Below are 18728 nucleotides of genomic sequence, written 5' to 3' on the forward strand. Positions count from 1 at the left end.
AAGCAATCTGGTCTAATGGATCGGATTGCTTGTCTTTAATTAGAAATAGGCGATAAAGATTGTGTTTTACCTCTTTAGCCCTTAGAATAGAGAATAGATAAAAAAAGAAAAGAGCAAATAAATGAAAAACTTACCTGTAGAAAAGAATCAAACACTCAATGTGGACATTATTGACTTGTCACATGAAGGACTTGGGGTTGCTAAAGTAGCTGGCTATCCGTTATTTATTGAAAATACCTTGCCTGGCGAAGCGGCTGAGGTACTGGTGTTAAAAGCCGGTAAAAAATTTGGATTTGCCAAAGTAATCACATTGACAAAAAAAAGTCCAGATCGTGTTGAAGCGGTTAATGAAACCTTGATTAGAACCGGCATTGCGCCATTAAATCACATGTCGTATGACGCTCAATTAGCGTTTAAAGAACAACAAGTGAAAAATGTTTTTCAACGTATTGCTAAAATGCCTGAGGTTAAGATTCATCCGATCAAAGGGATGGAAAACCCGCTGGAATACCGTAATAAAGCCCAAATTCCTGTCCGTAAAGTGAACGGTGAACTAACGACAGGCTTCTTCCGCAAAAACAGTCATGACTTAGTTCCTCTTGAAGATTTTTACATTCAAGATAAAAAGATCGATGAAGCGATTATTATCGTCCGAGATGTCTTGGAAAAGTATGGTGTTAAAGCTTATATCGAAGAAGAAAATACCGGGAATTTACGCCATATTATCGTTCGACGCGGTCATTATTCTCATGAGATGATGATTGTCTTGGTTACTCGTACACCCAAATTATTTAACTATGAAAAAATGGTCCAAGAAATACATCTGGCATTGCCGGAAGTCGTGTCGATCGTTCAAAACATTAACCCAGATGCAACCAATGTTATTCTAGGTAAAACCAATAAAACGTTGTTTGGTCAAAACTACATTAAGGATCAATTATTAGGTAAAACCTATCGAATTTCAGCACAATCATTTTATCAGGTGAATACTGTCCAAGCAGAAGTGTTGTATCAAACAGCCATCGATTTTGCTCAACTAAAAAAGACGGACACAGTCATTGATGCCTATTGTGGCATTGGCACGATCGGTCTCTCTCTTGCGGACAAAGTGCAACAGGTTCTGGGGATGGAAGTCAATCCAGACGCGATTTCTGATGCTAAAATAAATGCTCAGATGAACAATATTAGCAATGTTAAATTTGAAGTAGGCAAAGCTGAGTACATCATGCCAGCTTGGCTAGCAGATGAGGTCACAGCAGATGTGCTAATTGTTGATCCACCTCGCAAAGGCTTAGCTGAAAGTTTCATTGAGGCAGCGGTTGAGCTGCAACCTAAGAAGGTTGTCTATGTCTCATGTAACCCAGCTAGCTTAGCTCGTGATTGCCAATTGTTTGCTACTCACGGGTATGAAGTTAAGCAAGTTCAACCAGTTGATATGTTCCCTCAAACACCACATGTGGAAGTCGTTGCGGAACTCGTTAAGAAATAATAGATAAGGAAAAAGATCACATATCAATCGGAAATGTGGTCTTTTTTTGTCGTCTTGGTTGAATTAATTTTGAATAAATATTCTTTTTTTGTGAATGTTACGAGGTAGGAAGAAGTCATCTTTGGAAAAGGAACTTTGTGCATCTGTTTACGAACATGTTTATTTACGCTAAGTGAACTAGTTGAAGATTAAATTATACTTAAAAAAAGATTAATGTCAAATTTTTTGTACTATGATAGGGAATAGATTGATAACGGTTTTAATTTTCAGACAATTCTCTGAAGTTCTTATTTTATCATGATGTAAGCGTGAAACTGTTTGAGGGTAACTAACAAAAAGTAATGAGATTCAAAAATGTGATATTGATGTGAATTTTTTGAAATGAATATCTGGATGTCTAAACATATACTAAATAGGCTGACTTTTTTTGTGTTCGTTAATACTCTCGATAATGAGCTGTTAAACATAACGAATCTTGCATTTTAATCATATTTAGTAGGAGAGGACGGAGAGATAATGAAAAAAATCATACCGCTGATTGCACTGATTGTGCTGTTGTTACAAAGTATTTTGGTGCCAGTTGTGGCTGTAGCGGAGTCAATTAATGAGCAACCAGTGTCACCTTTAACCTTAAAAGAACTTGATGGGGAGGTTATGGATGAACATCAGGAAGTAGTTAATCAAGAACGGCCATTAAAAAAGGCCCAAACTTATTGGTTAGCTCTGAAAGGAACGCTACACAAAGTTACAGAAAATACAGAGTCAATTGACATATCAGTTAGCTCCAATATCAAGATGATAGAAGAGTCAGTCGAGGTAATTAATAATGACAACCAACTTATTGGAGAGGCTATTATCAAAGGGCAAAAAGTCTCCCTTAAAATCTTACCTGAAGTTATTGGCAGTCAACTATTTGATCTAAAGATTCCTTTTAGTTATCAAGGCCAAGGCGTGGAAAGCGATCAGCTTGTACTAAGCAGTCAATTGGGAGAAATGGCTATTGATTTTCCAGTGTTTCAAGAGTCAACGTTAGAGTCAAGTGACTCAGCAGTTGATTCAGCCATTGCTGAATCAGCTGATAATACTTCAACTAGTCAAACTAAAGAAGAGGTCAACAAGAACAACCTTAACAGAACAGTCAGCAATGCTATTTTGGAAAACATCTTTGATGGGGTAACCCTGGAGATTACACCAGATCCATTAAAACCGACACTTACCTCTGAAATTAAGGTGACATACAAATGGTCCTTAACTGAAGAACTGCGTCAAACTATCAAAGCTGGCGATACTTATACCTTCCAGTTGCCACCAGAATTAAAGGTGACAGCCGCTGCGATTGATAAGGAATTAACAAATAGTGATGGTGAAGTTGTTGCCAAATACACAGTGACCACTGATGGGAAAGTTGTTTTCACCTTTACCGAAGAAGTGGAACATTTGCAAAATATTGCGGGTGATTTTTGGTTTACGACAAAATTTAATGAAAAAGTGATTACCTCACCAGAAGATGTGGACATTGTTTTCCCTGTTAAAGAGAAAGATGTCACCATAAAAGTGCCAATTTATTCGGAAGAAAATGAATCGATTGATAAACGTGGGAAGTTCGATAAAGCTCTTAATCCAACTCAGGTCACCTGGGAAGTATTTGTGAATAAAACGAAAGCTGAACGCACCGATTTATTGGTGAAAGAAGAATTACCAGCAGGCTTAACGCTAAAAGGGGTTAAAGTTTACGAAATTGCTGTGGACTTTGAAGGGAATGTGACGAACGAGAATCTAGGAGAAATCCCTCCATCGGAGTATCAAGTGTCAGGCCAAGAAGTCTTATTTTCTGGAACTAGTAGGAAAGCTTACCGAATTGTTTATGAAACCAGCATCAATGAAGATAGCAAACCAGATGAGGGGGGTCCCTTAGAATTTGTTAATCATGTGACAACGACTGCTGCTGACGGCAGTGAGCTAAAAGCAACTGCCACGGTGACAGGTCAATACGGTAAAGTACTTGAAAAAGAGCAGCCGATATACCGACCAGCCGATTTGAGTTTTGATTGGACTGTTAAATACAATTATGGTGAAAAGACGATTAAAGCCAGTGATGCTTATTTAGCAGATCAATTCTCTGATAATCTCGTCCTAGTGGATCAATCGGTAGCCCTTCATTTCATGGATGCCCAAGCAGACGGCACCTATAAACTCGGTGCTAAATTGATAGTGGATAAAGATTATAAATTAACACCAGTTGATCAAGGTTTCCGAGTCGATTTTGTGAATGATGTGACCAAAGCGATTAACATGACTTATACGACGAAGATCAAAGATGGTCTAATTATTGATGATACTCAGCAAAAAGTGAGTAATAAGATTCAAACAGTCGGTGACATCGAATCAGGGACAAGTGGCACAACAACTAAACAAGGATTAATTAAACGCTACGCTGGTGTGGATTATGCGAATAAAACCTTATCTTGGGGAATGACGGTCAATAATAATAACTACCAGATGACAAATTGGGAATTAACCGATAGTTTTCCCAACAAAGGACTAACCTTTCTACCAGAAACATTTGTGATGAAAGAGCAGGGTGGCGAATTACTCAAAGAAGGCGTGGACTATGAGTTTATCAAAACAGAGCCAAAAGATGGTTTTAGAATTAAACTGATAGGCCAGTATCAAACAACGAACAAAGCCTTCACCATTGAGTATCAAACTGCCTTTGATAAGAAGGAATTGATTGGCGAAAATCTTCCTTACCTCAATCGTGCTGTGGCAAATTGGACCGATAAAAAGGGCGACAAGAAAACCAATACATCTGAGGATAAATTTACACCTAAAAAAGAAACCTATGTCAACGGCAGTAAGTATGGTTCTTATAGTGCGGTCTCAAAAGAAATTACTTGGACCCTTAATACAAATTTTAATCGTGACACCATTAATAAAGGACGTATTGTAGACCCTATCCGAGGAAATCAGCAATACGTCCCAAATTCAGCAAAGTTATATTCTTATACAGTATCTTCTGACGGCGAAATCAAAGAACTGAAAGAAATAACCCCTATAGACATTATCGTACAAAATGATGAAGAAGTTAAGACCTTAATTGTAAATTTACCAGAAAATAGCGAAAAAGTTGGCTATCAACTGGTCTTTAAAACAACTTTAGCCGATCAAATTGTTGATGCTGACAAAAACTATCAAAATACGGCGACTTTAGAAGAAGAGGGAAAAGTTAAAGATACGATTACTGGCAGTGTCTCCATTAAAAATGGGGGAACGTTTGCTAGCAAGGGTGGTCGACAAGATCCGAATAATCCAGATATTATTAGTTGGGATATTCTCGTTAATCCAAGCCAGTCCACGTTAAGTAATGTTGTCTTGAAAGATTATCCATCAGTTAATCAGCAACTCAATCCAGAGAGTGTAAAAGTCGTCGAACTGGCGAGCAATGACAAAGGCGAATTGTCATTGACAGACACCATTTTAACTAAAGACAACGACTATCAACTTTCAGTAACCCGTGATGATACAACTGGGGAAGAAGTTATGACAATCAGTTTTAATCACAAAATTTCGAAGGCCTATCAAATCAGTTATACAGCGGATTTAATGCTGGCCAAAGGCGAAAAAGCAGTAAGTAATAAAGTCTCAATTTCTGGCGATAACGTTAGAACAGTCACTCAAGATAAAGAAAGTACAATCCAAGTTGAAACCTCTGAAGGTGGAGGGACAGGGAGTGGTGAAAAACTTCATTTTTATTTGAAGAAAACAGATGACCATGGCCAGCCTTTAAAGGGGATTACTTTTGAAATCTTAAATAGTAAAACCGGCAAGTTAATGCGGACGATCACAACCGATGACAATGGTTTGGCATTCGTCCAAAACATGTTAACCGGTACTTACATACTAAAAGAAGTTGTTCAGCAAGATGGCTATCTGGTGTCAGAAGAATTGCGAGATGGCAAACTTATTACTGTCAGCAAGGCCAATGCAGATGTCGCTCATCCACTGATTGTCACCAATCAACTTAATCAAGTCGAATTGATTAAACAAGATGTTAAAGGCAATCCGTTGGCGGGAGCTATTTTTAACCTTAGTATGAAAGATTCTCAAGGCCGGTATCAACCAGTTCTTGGCTATCAGGAGTTGACTAGTAATCAACAAGGGAAAGTGTTGATCGAAGGACTCTTAAAAGGAGCTTATCGTCTGACAGAAGTCAGCCCTGCTCCAGGATTTATTAAAAATTTGGCAACGGTTGAGTTTAATATAACTGGTCAGGAGACCAGCAAACTTTCCTTAGGAGCCTATATTAATTATCAAGGAACCGTTGAGTTTCGCAAAATTGATAATCAAGGCAAGGGCCTACAAGGGGCCAAGTTCAATGTTTTAGATCGCAACTTGAAGGTTGTCAAAGTGGTAAGCTCTGATGAAAAAGGGCTTGTGTCAGTCGAGTTACCACCAGGACGTTACACGATTGTTGAGATAGAAGCACCGTCAGGTTATTTATTAAATCAGACACCGAAGACTGTTGAGATCAGTGGAACCGCTGAAGGGGAACCGGCAGTCATCACATTAGATGCTTTGGAAAACTATCAAGGTTCAGCTGAACTTGAAAAAGTTTCGGCGGCGAAATTACCATTAAAAGGGGCGATCTTTAGTTTATTCCAAAAAGACGGCACTAAGGTAAAATCAGCTTTAGTCTCAGATAGTAATGGTAAAGTTCTGGTTAGTGGGTTAGCCAGTGGAGAATATTATTTCCAAGAAACACAGGCGCCTGTTGGCTATTTGATCAATACGGAAAAATATGAATTTACTATCAGCCAAGAAGCCAAAACAGAACCGACAGTTGTAAAAACGCGTCAAGCGATTAATTACCAAGGGGCCGCCCGCTTGATTAAACAAGATGAAGCAGGTGAGCGATTAGCTAAAGCTGAGTTCAACGTAATAAAAGAAACTGGCGAATTAGTCAAAGCTGGATTAGTGGCGAATCAAGATGGGGAAGTTTCGATTCAACACTTGGCACCAGGGAATTATTTCTTTGAAGAAACCAAAGCACCTAATGGCTATGCTCTGAATCAGCAAAAAATCGCCTTTACGATTGTTGAATCTAGCTATGGGGAACCTGTGGAAGTCGCGGCAGGCAGATTGACAAACTACGAAAGTAAGGCTCAATTAATCAAAAAATCAGCATCAGGAAATAGCTTGGCAGGTGCCGTTTTTAAAGTAGTCGATCAGCAAGGTAAGACAGTCGTTGAAGAGTTAGTTTCAAACCAAAATGGGATTGTGGAAGTCGCTGGATTAGCCCCTGGGGAATATGCCTTTGTGGAAACACAAGCAGCAGCTGGCTTTATGTTAAATCAAACCCCGCAGCCCTTTACGATTAAGAGTGGTTACCTAGGAGTGCCAGTGGTGGAACAAGCTGGTGAACTGATCAATTATCAAGGAAGCGTTGAATTAAGTAAGAGTGATGATAAAAAGAAACCATTAGAGGGCGCAGAATTTACACTTTACAAGGAAAATAAAGAGCTAGTAGCTAGTAAACTAATGACGAATCAGGCAGGTAAATTAGTCGTCGAGAATTTAGCGCCAGGGAAGTATTATTTTGAAGAGACGGCAGCGCCTGCTGGCTATTTAATCAATACTGAAAAAGTTAACTTCGAAGTGGTCTCATCGGCCAAAAGTCAAATAGACTCCGTTGAAGTGACGGCGATTAATTACCAAGGATCAGCCCAGTTATTAAAAGAAAATGAAGCCGGCCAGCCCTTATCCGAGGCTAAGTTTAAGGTTATCAGCAAAGATCAGAAAGATGAAACTGGTCAGGATCTTGTGATTCGTGAAGGGCTTCAGTCGGCCACTAACGGTGTCGTGTCAGTGACTGATTTAGCCCCAGGTCGTTATGCTTTTGTTGAGACCAAAGCACCTGCTGGTTATATTTTAAATACGATTGAAAAAGAGTTTACCATTGATGAAGCAGCGGCAGGACAACCGGCAGTTGTCAATAGTGGTAGCTTAAAGAACTATCAAGGCAGATTTAGCTTTAGAAAAGTAAATGGTAGTCAATCACCAAATTCAGTTAACTTTGGGTTGAGAGGCGCCAAATTTGAGCTAAGTCGCTTGGCTAAAGGCGAAAAATTAGAGAAACAAGTAATCTCGGCAGATGCGACAGGGCTAGTTGTTCTGACTGGCTTAATGCCAGGGCACTATGAAATCAAAGAAATCGAAGCACCGGTCGGTTTTATTACGAGAACCAAGACCTTTGAATTTGAAGTTGCCCCTGAAAACAGTGGCATACCTAGTAGTGTGTTCGATGGCAGTGGCGGCGAGTTATTTGAAAACTATCAAGGGACAGCCCAATTGACCAAACGGGATTCCAAGGGGAAAGGGATCTCTGGTGCGGTATTTAATATCTTAGATAGTCAAGGGAACGTGATTCAAACAGATCTGATATCAGATGGTCAAGGTGTTGTTAAGGCCGGTGATTTAGCACCAGGTCGCTATGTATTTGTAGAAACCCAAGCACCTGTTGGTTATGTTTTAAACAAAGAAAAAGTGCCGTTTGTTATTGCTGAAACAAGTGATAGTGGACGGGTAGATATTTCAGGCTTGGAGTTAATTAACTATCGGGGGTCAGTAACCCTGACGAAGCAAAATCAAGCTGGTGGAACATTAGCCAATGCAAGGTTTAGCCTATTTAAGCAAAATAACGCCGAAGACACATTAGTTGCCAAAGAGTTAGTCTCAAATGAAAAAGGGCTTATTAGTGTCGGCGACTTAGCACCAGGATCATATTATTTTAAAGAGACGAAAGCACCGTCAGGTTATCTGATTAATGGGGAAAAAATCAGCTTTACCATTGAAGGAGAAGCTAATCAAGTACCTGAAACACTTTGGGTTACGGCCACTAATTATCAAGGAACCGCCCAACTTCTTAAGGTAGACGAAGCAGGACAAAAGTTAGCAGGAGCTGAATTTAGTGTGCTGACCGCTGATGGCAAACTGGTTCAAAGCGGTCTGATGTCAAATGACGAAGGATTAGTAACGGCGAATCAATTAGCACCAGGGAACTATCTTTTCGTCGAAACTAAAGCGGCGTCAGGCTACTTATTAAACGATGAAAAATTACCGTTTACGATTGTCAATGAAACGATTGGCGAACCTGCAGTAGTGATGGCAGGCAATTTTTCTAACTATCAAGGGACAGCACAATTGTCAAAAGTGAATCAAAAAGGCCAAGGATTAGCAGGAGCTGTTTTTAAGGTCGTAAACGAAAACAAACAAACTGTAGTAGAAAATCTTGTTTCCAATCAAGAGGGAATCGTGAAGGCGACAAACCTATCTCCAGGAAACTACTTCTTTGTTGAAACAAAGGCAGTTAAGGGCTACATGTTAAATGAGACACCGATTGCCTTCACCATCGCTGATCGTGCCTTAAATGGCCCTCAAGTGGTCTTTGGTGGTCAGTTAGTCAATTATCAAGGACAGGTTGAATTAACTAAAGTTAATCAAGCAGATAAAAAACTGGCAAATGCGATCTTTAATTTGTATAGCGCAGACGGCACATTAGTCTTTAAGGATTTACTGACTAATCAAGCTGGCAAAATACAAGTCGCTGATCTAGCCCCAGGAACGTATTATTTTAGTGAACAAGCAGCCCCAAGTAACTACTTGATAAACACGGAAAAGGTTTGGTTTACGATTAGTGATAATGTCACAGAAAAGCCAGAAGAAGTAGCAGTAACGGCTGTTAACTATCAAGGGTCAGCTCAGATTTCAAAAGTTAATCACGAGGGGACGGCTTTAACAGGGGCTCACTTCCAGCTTCTGGATAGTGAAGGAAAGGCCATCCGCAAAGACTTGGAAACAAACGCTCAAGGAATTGTGATAGCGACCGACCTAGCGCCGGGAACCTATTTCTTTGAGGAAACTCAAGCCCCGGAGGGGTATCTTGTCAATAAGGAAAAAGTCAGAGTGGTTGTAAAAGAAAGTGACGATGGCCAACCAGAAGTCTCAAAAGGCCCTTCCTTAATCAATTACCAAGGAGTCGCTCAGCTTGAAAAAGTAACGGAGAATGGGCAACCATTAGCAGGGGCTGTGTTTAAGGTCATCAATCAGGAAGAGGCAGTTGTTGCCGAAGGACTGGTTTCAAATGATCAAGGGCTAGTATCGGTTGAAGGATTAGCGCCTGGCAATTACGCTTTTGTGGAAACTCAGGCCCCTGATGGCTATCTTTTAAATACTAAAAAGCAGTCCTTTACAATTGCTCATAGCGCTCAAGGGGAACCTGCTGTCGTTAAAGCTGGCCTATTTACCAATTATCAAGGCCGAATCAGTTTTGAAAAAGTATCCGGCGTGGAAACAACACGAGTTTTAAAAGATGCGATCTTCAAATTGAGCAAGATCACTGGGCAAACCAAAGAGATCTTGGATGACCATGTGGTGACATTAAAAGGGTCAGACAAAATTGAATTAACGGGCTTAGCTCCAGGTAAATACATCCTAGAAGAAACCTTAGCACCGGCTGGTTTTATCAAGCGTCTGGAACCAATCGAATTTGAAATTGGGGTCAGTGCTGATGAACAACCACAGAATGCTTATCGATTAAATAAAGAATTAATCTTTGAAAACTATCAAGGGACAGCGGAATTGACAAAAACCAATCAAGCCGGCGAAGGTCTGCAAGGAGCAGTCTTCAATATTGTGGACAGTGATGATCAGCTAATCAAAACCGGTCTAACAAGCGATCAAGATGGTCGGGTAAAAGCGGAAAATCTGGCGCCAGGAACCTATTACTTTGTCGAGACCGTCCCACCAAAAGGCTATCTGATTAACACCGAGAAAGTGGCCTTTACGATTGCTGCCGAAAGCCAAGATGGTCATGAGGATATTAATAATTTACGTCTGGTCAATTATCAAGGCTCAGTCGTCCTTAACAAAGTTGACGATCACGGAAAAGAGTTAATAGGAGCCGAATTTGAGCTGTATTTGCAAAATAAAGGAAAAGATACCTTAATAGCCAAAGAGCTGGTTTCTGACGCTAAAGGCTCGATTTCAGTGACTGATTTAGCGCCTGGTACTTATTACTTTAAAGAGACAAAGGCGCCAGCTGGATACGTCTTATCAATCAATAAGTTCAGTTTTACTATTCCAGCTGAAAGTAGTCATAAACCAGAAGTGGTCACAGTTGAAGCGATCAATCTTCAAGGGTCTGTCAAATTAACGAAAAAAGCCACAGGGACGATGAAACCCTTAGAGGGCGCTGAGTTTATGTTAATTAATGATACTGGCGATGTCATTGAGAAAAAAATAATAACTGACTCTCAGGGGCAGATTACGATTAAGGACTTAGCACCAGGAGACTATGCCTTTATTGAAACAAAGGCTCCAGCAGGTTATCGCTTAAATAGTGAGCCAACCACCTTTAAGATTAATGCTAAAGCTGAAGAAACGCTTAAAGAGGGGACTGGTTTGCCAACGGTCCAAGTAATCAAATACAATGATCCATTGAAATCAGTGAAACACCCAGCAACATCAACTAAAGGACGTGGTGATTTACCACAAGCCAGCAATCACCAAAGGCCATTTATCCCCCTTCTAGGGGTAGGCATCATCGCGGTGAATGTGATAATTAGAAGAAAACGGCGAGTGTCTTAAGATCGTCAATATGCAGATCTGAATAAAAACCCCAAAGCTTTTCTAAGCTTTGGGGTTTTTTGCATAACCAAAAACACAACCCCTCAAAGGCTGTGTTTATCATCTAAAATAATTCCTTGTTGAGGATACTTTTCTATCAGCTCCATGCGATTTGTAACAAAGATAATCGATAGTTGCTGATCATGTGCTAAATTAATCAGCGTAGGAATTAAGGTATCAACAAAATCATGTGATAATCCCAAAGCAATTTCGTCAATAAAAACTAACTCTCGCTCTAAGGAAAAAGCTCTAACTAAATGAATTAACATACATGTCTCGGCTGTAATGGAATCAGGTCTTAGAGAAGACAGCGTTGATTTAAGTTTGAAATAATGCCCCCATTGTTTAAGCTTTTGCTGGTATCCAGTCAGCTCTTTTTTATGGACTCCTAGCATCATGTTTTCTTCAATTGTAAGAAATGGTAAAAGAGAATTGTTGTGCCCAATGTAATAAAAGTTGTCAAACGTATCAGATAGTTTTTTTTTCTTTTTTTCAACCCCGTGTTTGGCACTAGACTCTAAATAAAGTAGGGTAAAGGGCTGTTCCGGAGGGAAATTGTGCTGACAATAATCGATTTGTTGTTCCATTAAAACACCACCTTTAGTAGTACATTGTTTGCGCTAAAAAGTTAACAAGAAATGCAGTGGTCAGTGTCACTGCCAGAGAACTTAGCAATAATAAAAAGATAAAACTGAGTGAGACAATTGAAAAGACATTGTGATAAGAAAAGGTTTTGTCACTTGCTTCAACAAAGTAGAATGAGCGTTCATTGAAAGGCAAAAGGACTTTTTCTTTGTCCTGATCTGATTCGATGGCAGTCGTATGAGCTGTATCGAAGTTTAACTCATAAGGCAATTCAGCGTTGAATAAATGATCATTGATAGAGACGGTTGCTGTTTTGAAGCTTGATTGAAAAATTAACAATAAAGCTAATATAGCAAAAAAGCTAAATATGATTGGAAAGAGGGCTTCTACAACTAATTGAAACGTGACTCGCCATTTTTTGATACCTAAGTTTAGCAAAGAGTTAATATCTCGTCTGCGTTTAATTAGCAGTGTTCCTGTTAGGAGTATCAGCAATAAACTGATCCCCGCCACGACTAATTTTGCCACCAGATAATAACGTGATTTAAGCGCTTGACTAGCCGCAGAAAAAGTTTCAAAACCGTTAGCCTTCATCCCAGGTAAAAATTTGTAGATAATATCCCAACGGGCTGAAATCTCACTGACTTTTAATTCTCTCGTCGTATCTAAAACGATGAGACAAGTCAGGCACAACAAGGCCATGGAGAAAAAGATAAATAGAATAATATTGTATTTTTTGTAATAAGTGATACTTGAAAATACATTCTTAATTTTGCTCATCCCCATTCGCCGTATAGAAGGTAACCTTATATCTATAGTATAAAGAATACATGTGAAAAATATATGAAAAAAAAAGGATAAAGTACAAAAAAGCAAGGAATCTTATGTGATTCCTTGCTTAGATAGTGATTATTTTTTGTCTTCCGAAGAAGAAGTAGCAGTTTGATCTGTTGCATCAGGATGATATTGTTTATAGGTTTTTGTTTCATATAAGTCAACCGTTGATTGATTATTGTGTTTACTGTAAACACTCGTTGAAGCCGCCCCTTTTTCTTTTTCAATATCTTCAATCTGTTGCAATTGATTTTTGTAATTATAATCTTCAGGTACAACTTCTTTCAAGCCACTATCATAATAACGAAGCAAATCGCCATTGGTGATGGCATCAGAGGTTTTTAACTGGAGTTGCACTTTTTCCCGTAGCGCATCAATTTCTTGGGTTAATTCTTCACCAGGCTCTTCAACTAATTCTTTGGTTTCATTGATGTAAATTTTGTCTCCAAGAACAGTATATTTAGGTGTGACGAAGTTTCCATTTCTAAAAGCAACCACTTGTTCGTTCTCTTTGGAGAATAAATCTTGCCCCAGTTGTAAGTACTTAGAGCTGTCAATGCCCAACAAGCCTAATAATGTCGGTAAGATGTCTACTTGGCCACCATAAGTTGATTGAATGCTACCATCAGTTCTACCTGGAATATGGAACATCAACGGTACACGCTGCATTTGAGCGTTGTCGAAGTTACTCCAAGTAGTAGGATCTTGGCCAAGCAATTCAGCTAACTCTGTGTTACGAGAATCGGAGACACCGTAGTGATCACCATATAAGACAATCATTGAATTCTCATACAAACCACTTGCTTTTAAATAGTTGAAAAACTCTTCAACAGATTTATCAAGGTAATTAGCGGTTGCGAAGTAGCCATTGATTGTTGAATCTTTGGTGTTCGCCATCGGGAAACCGGCCTCGTCATCTTTAAATTCAGAGTAAGGATAATGATTTGAGACAGCGATCATCTTCGTATAGAAAGGTTGTTGCAAATGTTCCAGATACTGTACGGATTGTTGGAAAAATGGTTTGTCATGCAAACCGTACTGGAATGAATTGTTTTCATTAACATCATAGTAGCTAGCGTCAAAGAAATAATTATAACCAAATCGTTTATAAGTTTCATTACGATTCCAGAAAGTTCCGGCGTTGCCGTGGAACACAGCACTTGTGTAGCCTGCTTCCTGGCCTAAGATAGCTGGAGCAGCTTGGAAGGTATTTTTGTCACCTAGCTGGGTAAACAATGGTCCTTGATCTAATCCGAAGAAGGAGTTTTCTAACAATGTTTCCGCATCACTGGTTTTACCAGCTTTAACTTGATGGAACGAATTTTCAAAGCTAAAGGTATCTTGAGCATGGTATAAGCTGTTTAAGAAAGGTGTTACTTCATGTTCCACACCGTTTTCGTCTGTTAATTTATAGTCAATCATAAATTGTTGCAGACTTTCCAAGTGAATGTAAATGACGTTACGCCCTTTGGCAATACCAAATTTGTCAGCGTTAGGAGCTGCGTGATGTTGGTCAACGTATTCTTTGATACTGACCACATCATTTTCACTTGCTTGCGCACGGTTTTGATTGGCTTTGTATGTTTGAACACCGTCGTATACTGTAAAGACATTCAATCCTAAATACTTAACAATGTGGTTACGGGAGAAGGTCCGTTTAAGTAATTCGGAACGGCTCATTTCAGCTAAAGACAAATTTCCAGCAAATAACAAGAAGGACATAGCGGTCATAGCAAAAGCCCAGCGAGCACGGATTGGCGTGGTGCTCATTTTAATTTTTTTAGTGGCCAATAATCCGATTAGCACCACAATATCGACAACATACAAGACATCATAAGGTCTAAATAAACGCAACGCGCTTTCACCTAATCCAGAGGAAACTTTACCAGCGCCTAACATGGTATTAATGGTGATGAAATCAGTGAATTCACGATAATAAATGACATTGGAGAAAAGGAGCAATGTCAACAGTGAATAAAGGATCAGCATCGTAATATAAGAGCCCTTGGTCTTTTTAATATAGAGGGCAGCCGATAACATAAAGATGGTGGTAGCAAATGGGTTAATGAATAGTATTAAGTATTGGAAAGCATCTTCCACTCCTAAATTAAAGTCAACTAAGTAGGCGAAGATACTTTTGGCCCACGTTAGAATAACTAGGAGAGCAAAGAACCCCATACGTGTATTTAACCAATTAGGGTAATGCGATTTTTTCAATGTCAAAACTTCCTTTCAATTTTAAAGGTATTAAATGATGGATTCAAGTTAATAGGCATTTGATCATCAGGAAAGACAGAACGTTTGATCGTACACGAATAAAGCTCATCTTCCTGTGCAAAAATGCGGTATAAGCACTGGGCAGAATAACCCATACTATCTATTTTACCAAGTATACTAGTAAAAAGTCAATTTGTATCATTTTCATGAAAATGTTAAGAAAAAATTCAGCTTTACGTGTTAAGAAATAATCCTAAATTTATGATTGAAAAGTCATACATATGACCTTATCTACTAGTATTAAGTGTGATAGAATAGTCTTTGAGACAATAATACTAAAAAAGTGTGAAGAAATTTATATCAGAAATGAGAATAATTATGAAAAAAGTGAAAGTAACGAAGCGAGCAGCACTGCAATTGACAAAGGGATACCCCTTAATTACTAGTCAGGATTTGATCAATGAAGCAGATCAATTAGTAGCTGGTTGGGTGAGATTTACGGACCCTCAGGGAAATTATTTAGGAACCGGCTATTTAGGTAAACAAAATAAAGGCTGTGGTTGGTTGTTAAGTCAGAATCAGGAGGAGCTGATTGATCAGGATTTTTTCTGTGACCTATTTGCAAAAGCAGTGGTTCAACGGCAACAGATAGACAATCAGCTGACTACTGCTTATCGTTTGTTTAATGGTGAAGGAGATGGTTTAGGGGGCGTCACCGTTGACGTGTATGATACGTTTGCGCTGTTTACCTGGTATAATACGACCATTTATCAGCAGAGGGATATCATTATAGCCGCCCTTTTAGCAGAAGCTCCCTTTATTTCCGGGGCCTATGAAAAAAATCGTTTTGATTTGGCCGGACTACCTGAAAGTCAACACATTTACGGTGCAGAGGCAGCGACCCCTTTATTGGTCAAAGAAAACGGGGTGACCTTTGCGACGTATCTAGATGATGGCATGATGACGGGAATCTTTTTAGATCAGAAAGACGTTCGTGGACGTTTAGTTGACGGTTTAGCTTTAGGGCTAAATGTGTTGAACACCTTCAGTTATACTGGGGCATTTTCCGTGGCGGCTGCGATGGGAGGGGCTGCAAGCACCGTCAGTGTGGACTTAGCCAAACGGAGTTTAGCAAAAACCAAGGAAATGTTTGAAATTAACGGATTGTCACTGGATAACAATAAAATAGTCGTGATGGATGTATTTGAATACTTCAATTATGCGAAACGCAAAAAAATGAGTTTTGATATGATTATTTTAGATCCACCGAGCTTTGCTCGTAGTAAGAAGCGTAATTTTTCAGTTGCCCAAAACTATGGCGACTTAGTGGAAGATATTGCTGGTTTACTCGTGACCAAGGGGATCTTAATTGCCTCTACCAACGCTGCCAATGTCAGCTTTGATAAGTACCGAAATATGGTGGAAACAGCTCTTAGGAATCAAGGGAGAGCCTTTAAACGCATGGAAACCCATCGCCTACCGGCTGATTTTGTGATCAATCCTCATTTTAAAGAGGGGAATTATTTAAAAGTATTGATTTATGAGGTTATCTAGCAATGATCTGTCATAATTTTTAGGGAGGAACTGAAGGTGGCTAAAAAGAAAATTCAAAAGACCAATGCGATTCGGATCGTTGAGCAACACAAGATTCCTTACACAGAACGAGAGTATCAATGGAGCGAAGATCATATTGACGCTGTAACAGCGGCCCATAATTTAGGGATGGCTGTCGACGCAGTCTTTAAAACACTGCTAACAGTTGGCAATAAGACTGGGCCAGTTGTGGCCGTTATCCCTGGCAATCAGGAACTTGACTTAAAAAGCTTGGCAAAAGTCAGTGGCAATAAAAAAGTTGAGATGTTGCCATTAAAAGAGTTAGAGCAGACCACTGGTTATATTCGTGGTGGTTGTTCGCCGATTGGAATGAAAAAGCTTTTTCCAACGTATATTGATAAACTAGCTTTAGAAAAAGGCATTATTCATGTTTCGGCAGGCAAAAGAGGCTTGCAATTGGGAATTGCTGCCGAGGACTTAGCTAATTTAGTCAAAGGGGAGTTCGCAGAGCTTAGTGTGAAGTAAAGGAGAAAAGATGGAAATTAAAACAGAATTACAGAATGTTCTCCAGCAACCGACCATTGTTTTTTCAGACGAGTTGTTAGTAAAGATGTTGACATACATTGGCCATCCAGACAGTGAGTTGCGAGATTCAATTATTTGTAACTTATTTTATGCAGGGATTCCAACAGGGGAAATATCAGTGAAGCAACAGCAGTGGTTGCTGGATCAAATACTCGATAAACAGCTGATTATGACAGGGATTAACGAAGTGACAGGAGATCGTGTTTTCACAAGAACCTTTAGTCTATTGGTTCTAGCCTTAATTATAGCAGAAGACAGTAAGTCCCAGTTTATTTCAGAGGTGCAATTGGCGTTGATTTTTAGGTTAGCTAATACTTATTTAAGAACCGAACAGGACACCCGGGGTTATGTGGAATCAAAGGGGTGGGCGCATGGCGTAGCTCATGGGGCGGATTTACTTGTAAGCATCGTGTCTCATCCTAGTTTTACTCAAGCGATGATACCGGAGATTCAACAGACGATTGAATGTGTTTTATTCAGAAAAACAGAACCATTTATGGCCGATGAAGAAGGCCGTTTATGTCAAATAATCGTGACCCAACTGGTCAAATATCCACAGAGTGCTGATTATTTAGTTTTGTGGCTAAAAGAGATGTTAGTACGTTTGGCTGTAAAGCAAAATGAGGAAGATCCCTTTGAAACATATCAGTTTGAACGGAAAATTTTTCAGTTTATCGAAGCACTTTACTTTCGATTAGTCATAAGCAATAAACCAGAAATCAGTGAACAACTTCTAACGTTAATTCTATCTAAACACAAAGGGGGATAAAATGAGTACCCAGGTGTCCCTTAGAAAATACAACCCACAAAAAGATCAATCAGTTGTAGCAAACTATCAGCTAACGAATGCCACCTTTACTGCTCACCCAAAAGAAAAAGTCAAAGAGTTAACCGAAGATGGCCAACTGTTTCCACTTTTTATCTGTCATGAAGAAGTAGTGGTAGGCTTCTTTTGTTTAAATGGTTACCCTGCAACTAAAGAGTTTACTGATAACCCTAAGAGTCTATTACTGCGCGCACTGTCGATAGATGAGCGGTATCGTGGGAAGGGATTTGGCAAGGGAGGAATGGAGGCTTTGGCTGGTTTTCTTTCTTTGGAATTTCCTCAATGCGACGAAATAGTATTGGCTGTTAACCACAAAAATATCCCGGCTCAAAGCCTATACTTGGAACTTGGTTTTGAGGATACTGGACGACGGTTAAATGGGCCACTCGGAGAACAGTTTGTTTATCGTAAAGAAGTTAAGCGGCTGCTTATGCGAAAGGTTATGACGGCTGATTATGAGATAATTCAACGATGGTGGAATGACGGTGAGACTATGGCAGCTGTGGGCTTTCCCAAGGGGTTAAATATCTCACTCAACGAGGTTAGCAAAATAATTCAAGGAAAAGATTCTGCGAATGGTTTTTTAGTGATAGACTATCAGGGAAAAGCGATTGGAGAGTTTACTTATAAGAAAGAAATGCTCAAGACGTTCAGTATGGGAATGAAGATTGGCTCCGCGGAGTTTCGCGGAAAAGGGCTAGGTCGTAGGGCCCTTCAACTAGGACTAAACTATTTGTTTGACGAACTGGCAGCGACCAAAGTCACATTGGAAGTTAATACTGAAAATGCCAGAGCCATCAAGTTATACGAACAGGCAGGCTTTAAACAAGTGGGGTACCATCACCATTCGTGGCAAAATCAGTTGGAACAGATGATGTCCTCCTATAGTTATGAACTAACAAAAACTATCTATAAAAAAGCAGTTAAGGTCGAGCGTTAGGCCTTAACTGCTTT

The 18728-nt window shown here is 39.5% G+C and carries 9 protein-coding genes; 6 read left to right on the forward strand and 3 right to left on the reverse strand.

Going from position 1 to position 18728, the window contains the following annotated elements; genetic code table 11:
- Positions 1-121: 121 nt before the first annotated feature.
- On the forward strand, positions 122-1489 hold the full coding sequence (rlmD, locus tag I6N95_RS22635; protein WP_209531705.1) for a 23S rRNA (uracil(1939)-C(5))-methyltransferase RlmD: 1368 nt from the start codon (positions 122-124) through the stop codon (positions 1487-1489).
- Positions 1490-2005: 516 nt separating this feature from the next.
- Positions 2006-11134 carry a SpaA isopeptide-forming pilin-related protein gene (locus tag I6N95_RS22640; RefSeq protein ID WP_209531707.1) on the forward strand — a complete coding sequence of 3043 codons (9129 nt, stop codon included), beginning with the start codon at positions 2006-2008 and terminating at the stop codon, positions 11132-11134.
- A gap of 83 nt (positions 11135-11217) precedes the next feature.
- Here I6N95_RS22640 and I6N95_RS22645 read toward each other — a convergent pair whose 3' ends face one another.
- The 3 genes from I6N95_RS22645 to I6N95_RS22655 all read right to left on the reverse strand — a co-directional run bounded on the left by I6N95_RS22645 (position 11218) and on the right by I6N95_RS22655 (position 14770).
- A complete protein-coding gene (locus tag I6N95_RS22645) occupies positions 11218-11760 on the reverse strand; it encodes a P-loop NTPase family protein (protein WP_209531709.1) in 543 nt (180 codons plus the stop codon).
- 13 nt (positions 11761-11773) lie between these two features.
- Positions 11774-12538 (reverse strand): FtsX-like permease family protein, encoded by a 765-nt coding sequence (locus tag I6N95_RS22650; protein ID WP_209531711.1) that lies wholly within the window; start codon positions 12536-12538, stop codon positions 11774-11776.
- 129 nt (positions 12539-12667) lie between these two features.
- Positions 12668-14770, reverse strand: coding sequence for an LTA synthase family protein (locus I6N95_RS22655; protein WP_209531751.1), 2103 nt, complete (start codon positions 14768-14770; stop codon positions 12668-12670).
- Positions 14771-15187: 417 nt separating this feature from the next.
- On the opposite strand from I6N95_RS22655, the gene I6N95_RS22660 reads away from it, so the two are divergent.
- From I6N95_RS22660 to I6N95_RS22675, 4 genes are read left to right on the forward strand one after another with little or no spacing between them, the layout of a single operon-like run.
- Positions 15188-16363, forward strand: coding sequence for a class I SAM-dependent rRNA methyltransferase (locus I6N95_RS22660; RefSeq protein WP_283809013.1), 1176 nt, complete (start codon positions 15188-15190; stop codon positions 16361-16363).
- 36 nt (positions 16364-16399) lie between these two features.
- Positions 16400-16888, forward strand: coding sequence for a Cys-tRNA(Pro) deacylase (gene ybaK, locus I6N95_RS22665; RefSeq protein WP_209531715.1), 489 nt, complete (start codon positions 16400-16402; stop codon positions 16886-16888).
- A gap of 10 nt (positions 16889-16898) precedes the next feature.
- Positions 16899-17717 (forward strand): DUF2785 domain-containing protein, encoded by an 819-nt coding sequence (locus I6N95_RS22670; RefSeq protein ID WP_209531717.1) that lies wholly within the window; start codon positions 16899-16901, stop codon positions 17715-17717.
- Position 17718: 1 nt separating this feature from the next.
- Positions 17719-18714, forward strand: coding sequence for a GNAT family N-acetyltransferase (locus tag I6N95_RS22675; RefSeq protein ID WP_209531720.1), 996 nt, complete (start codon positions 17719-17721; stop codon positions 18712-18714).
- The last annotated feature ends 14 nt before the right edge of the window (positions 18715-18728 follow it).

It is taken from the genome of Vagococcus allomyrinae (assembly GCF_017829975.1).
In the GTDB taxonomy this organism is placed as follows: domain Bacteria; phylum Bacillota; class Bacilli; order Lactobacillales; family Vagococcaceae; genus Vagococcus_D; species Vagococcus_D allomyrinae.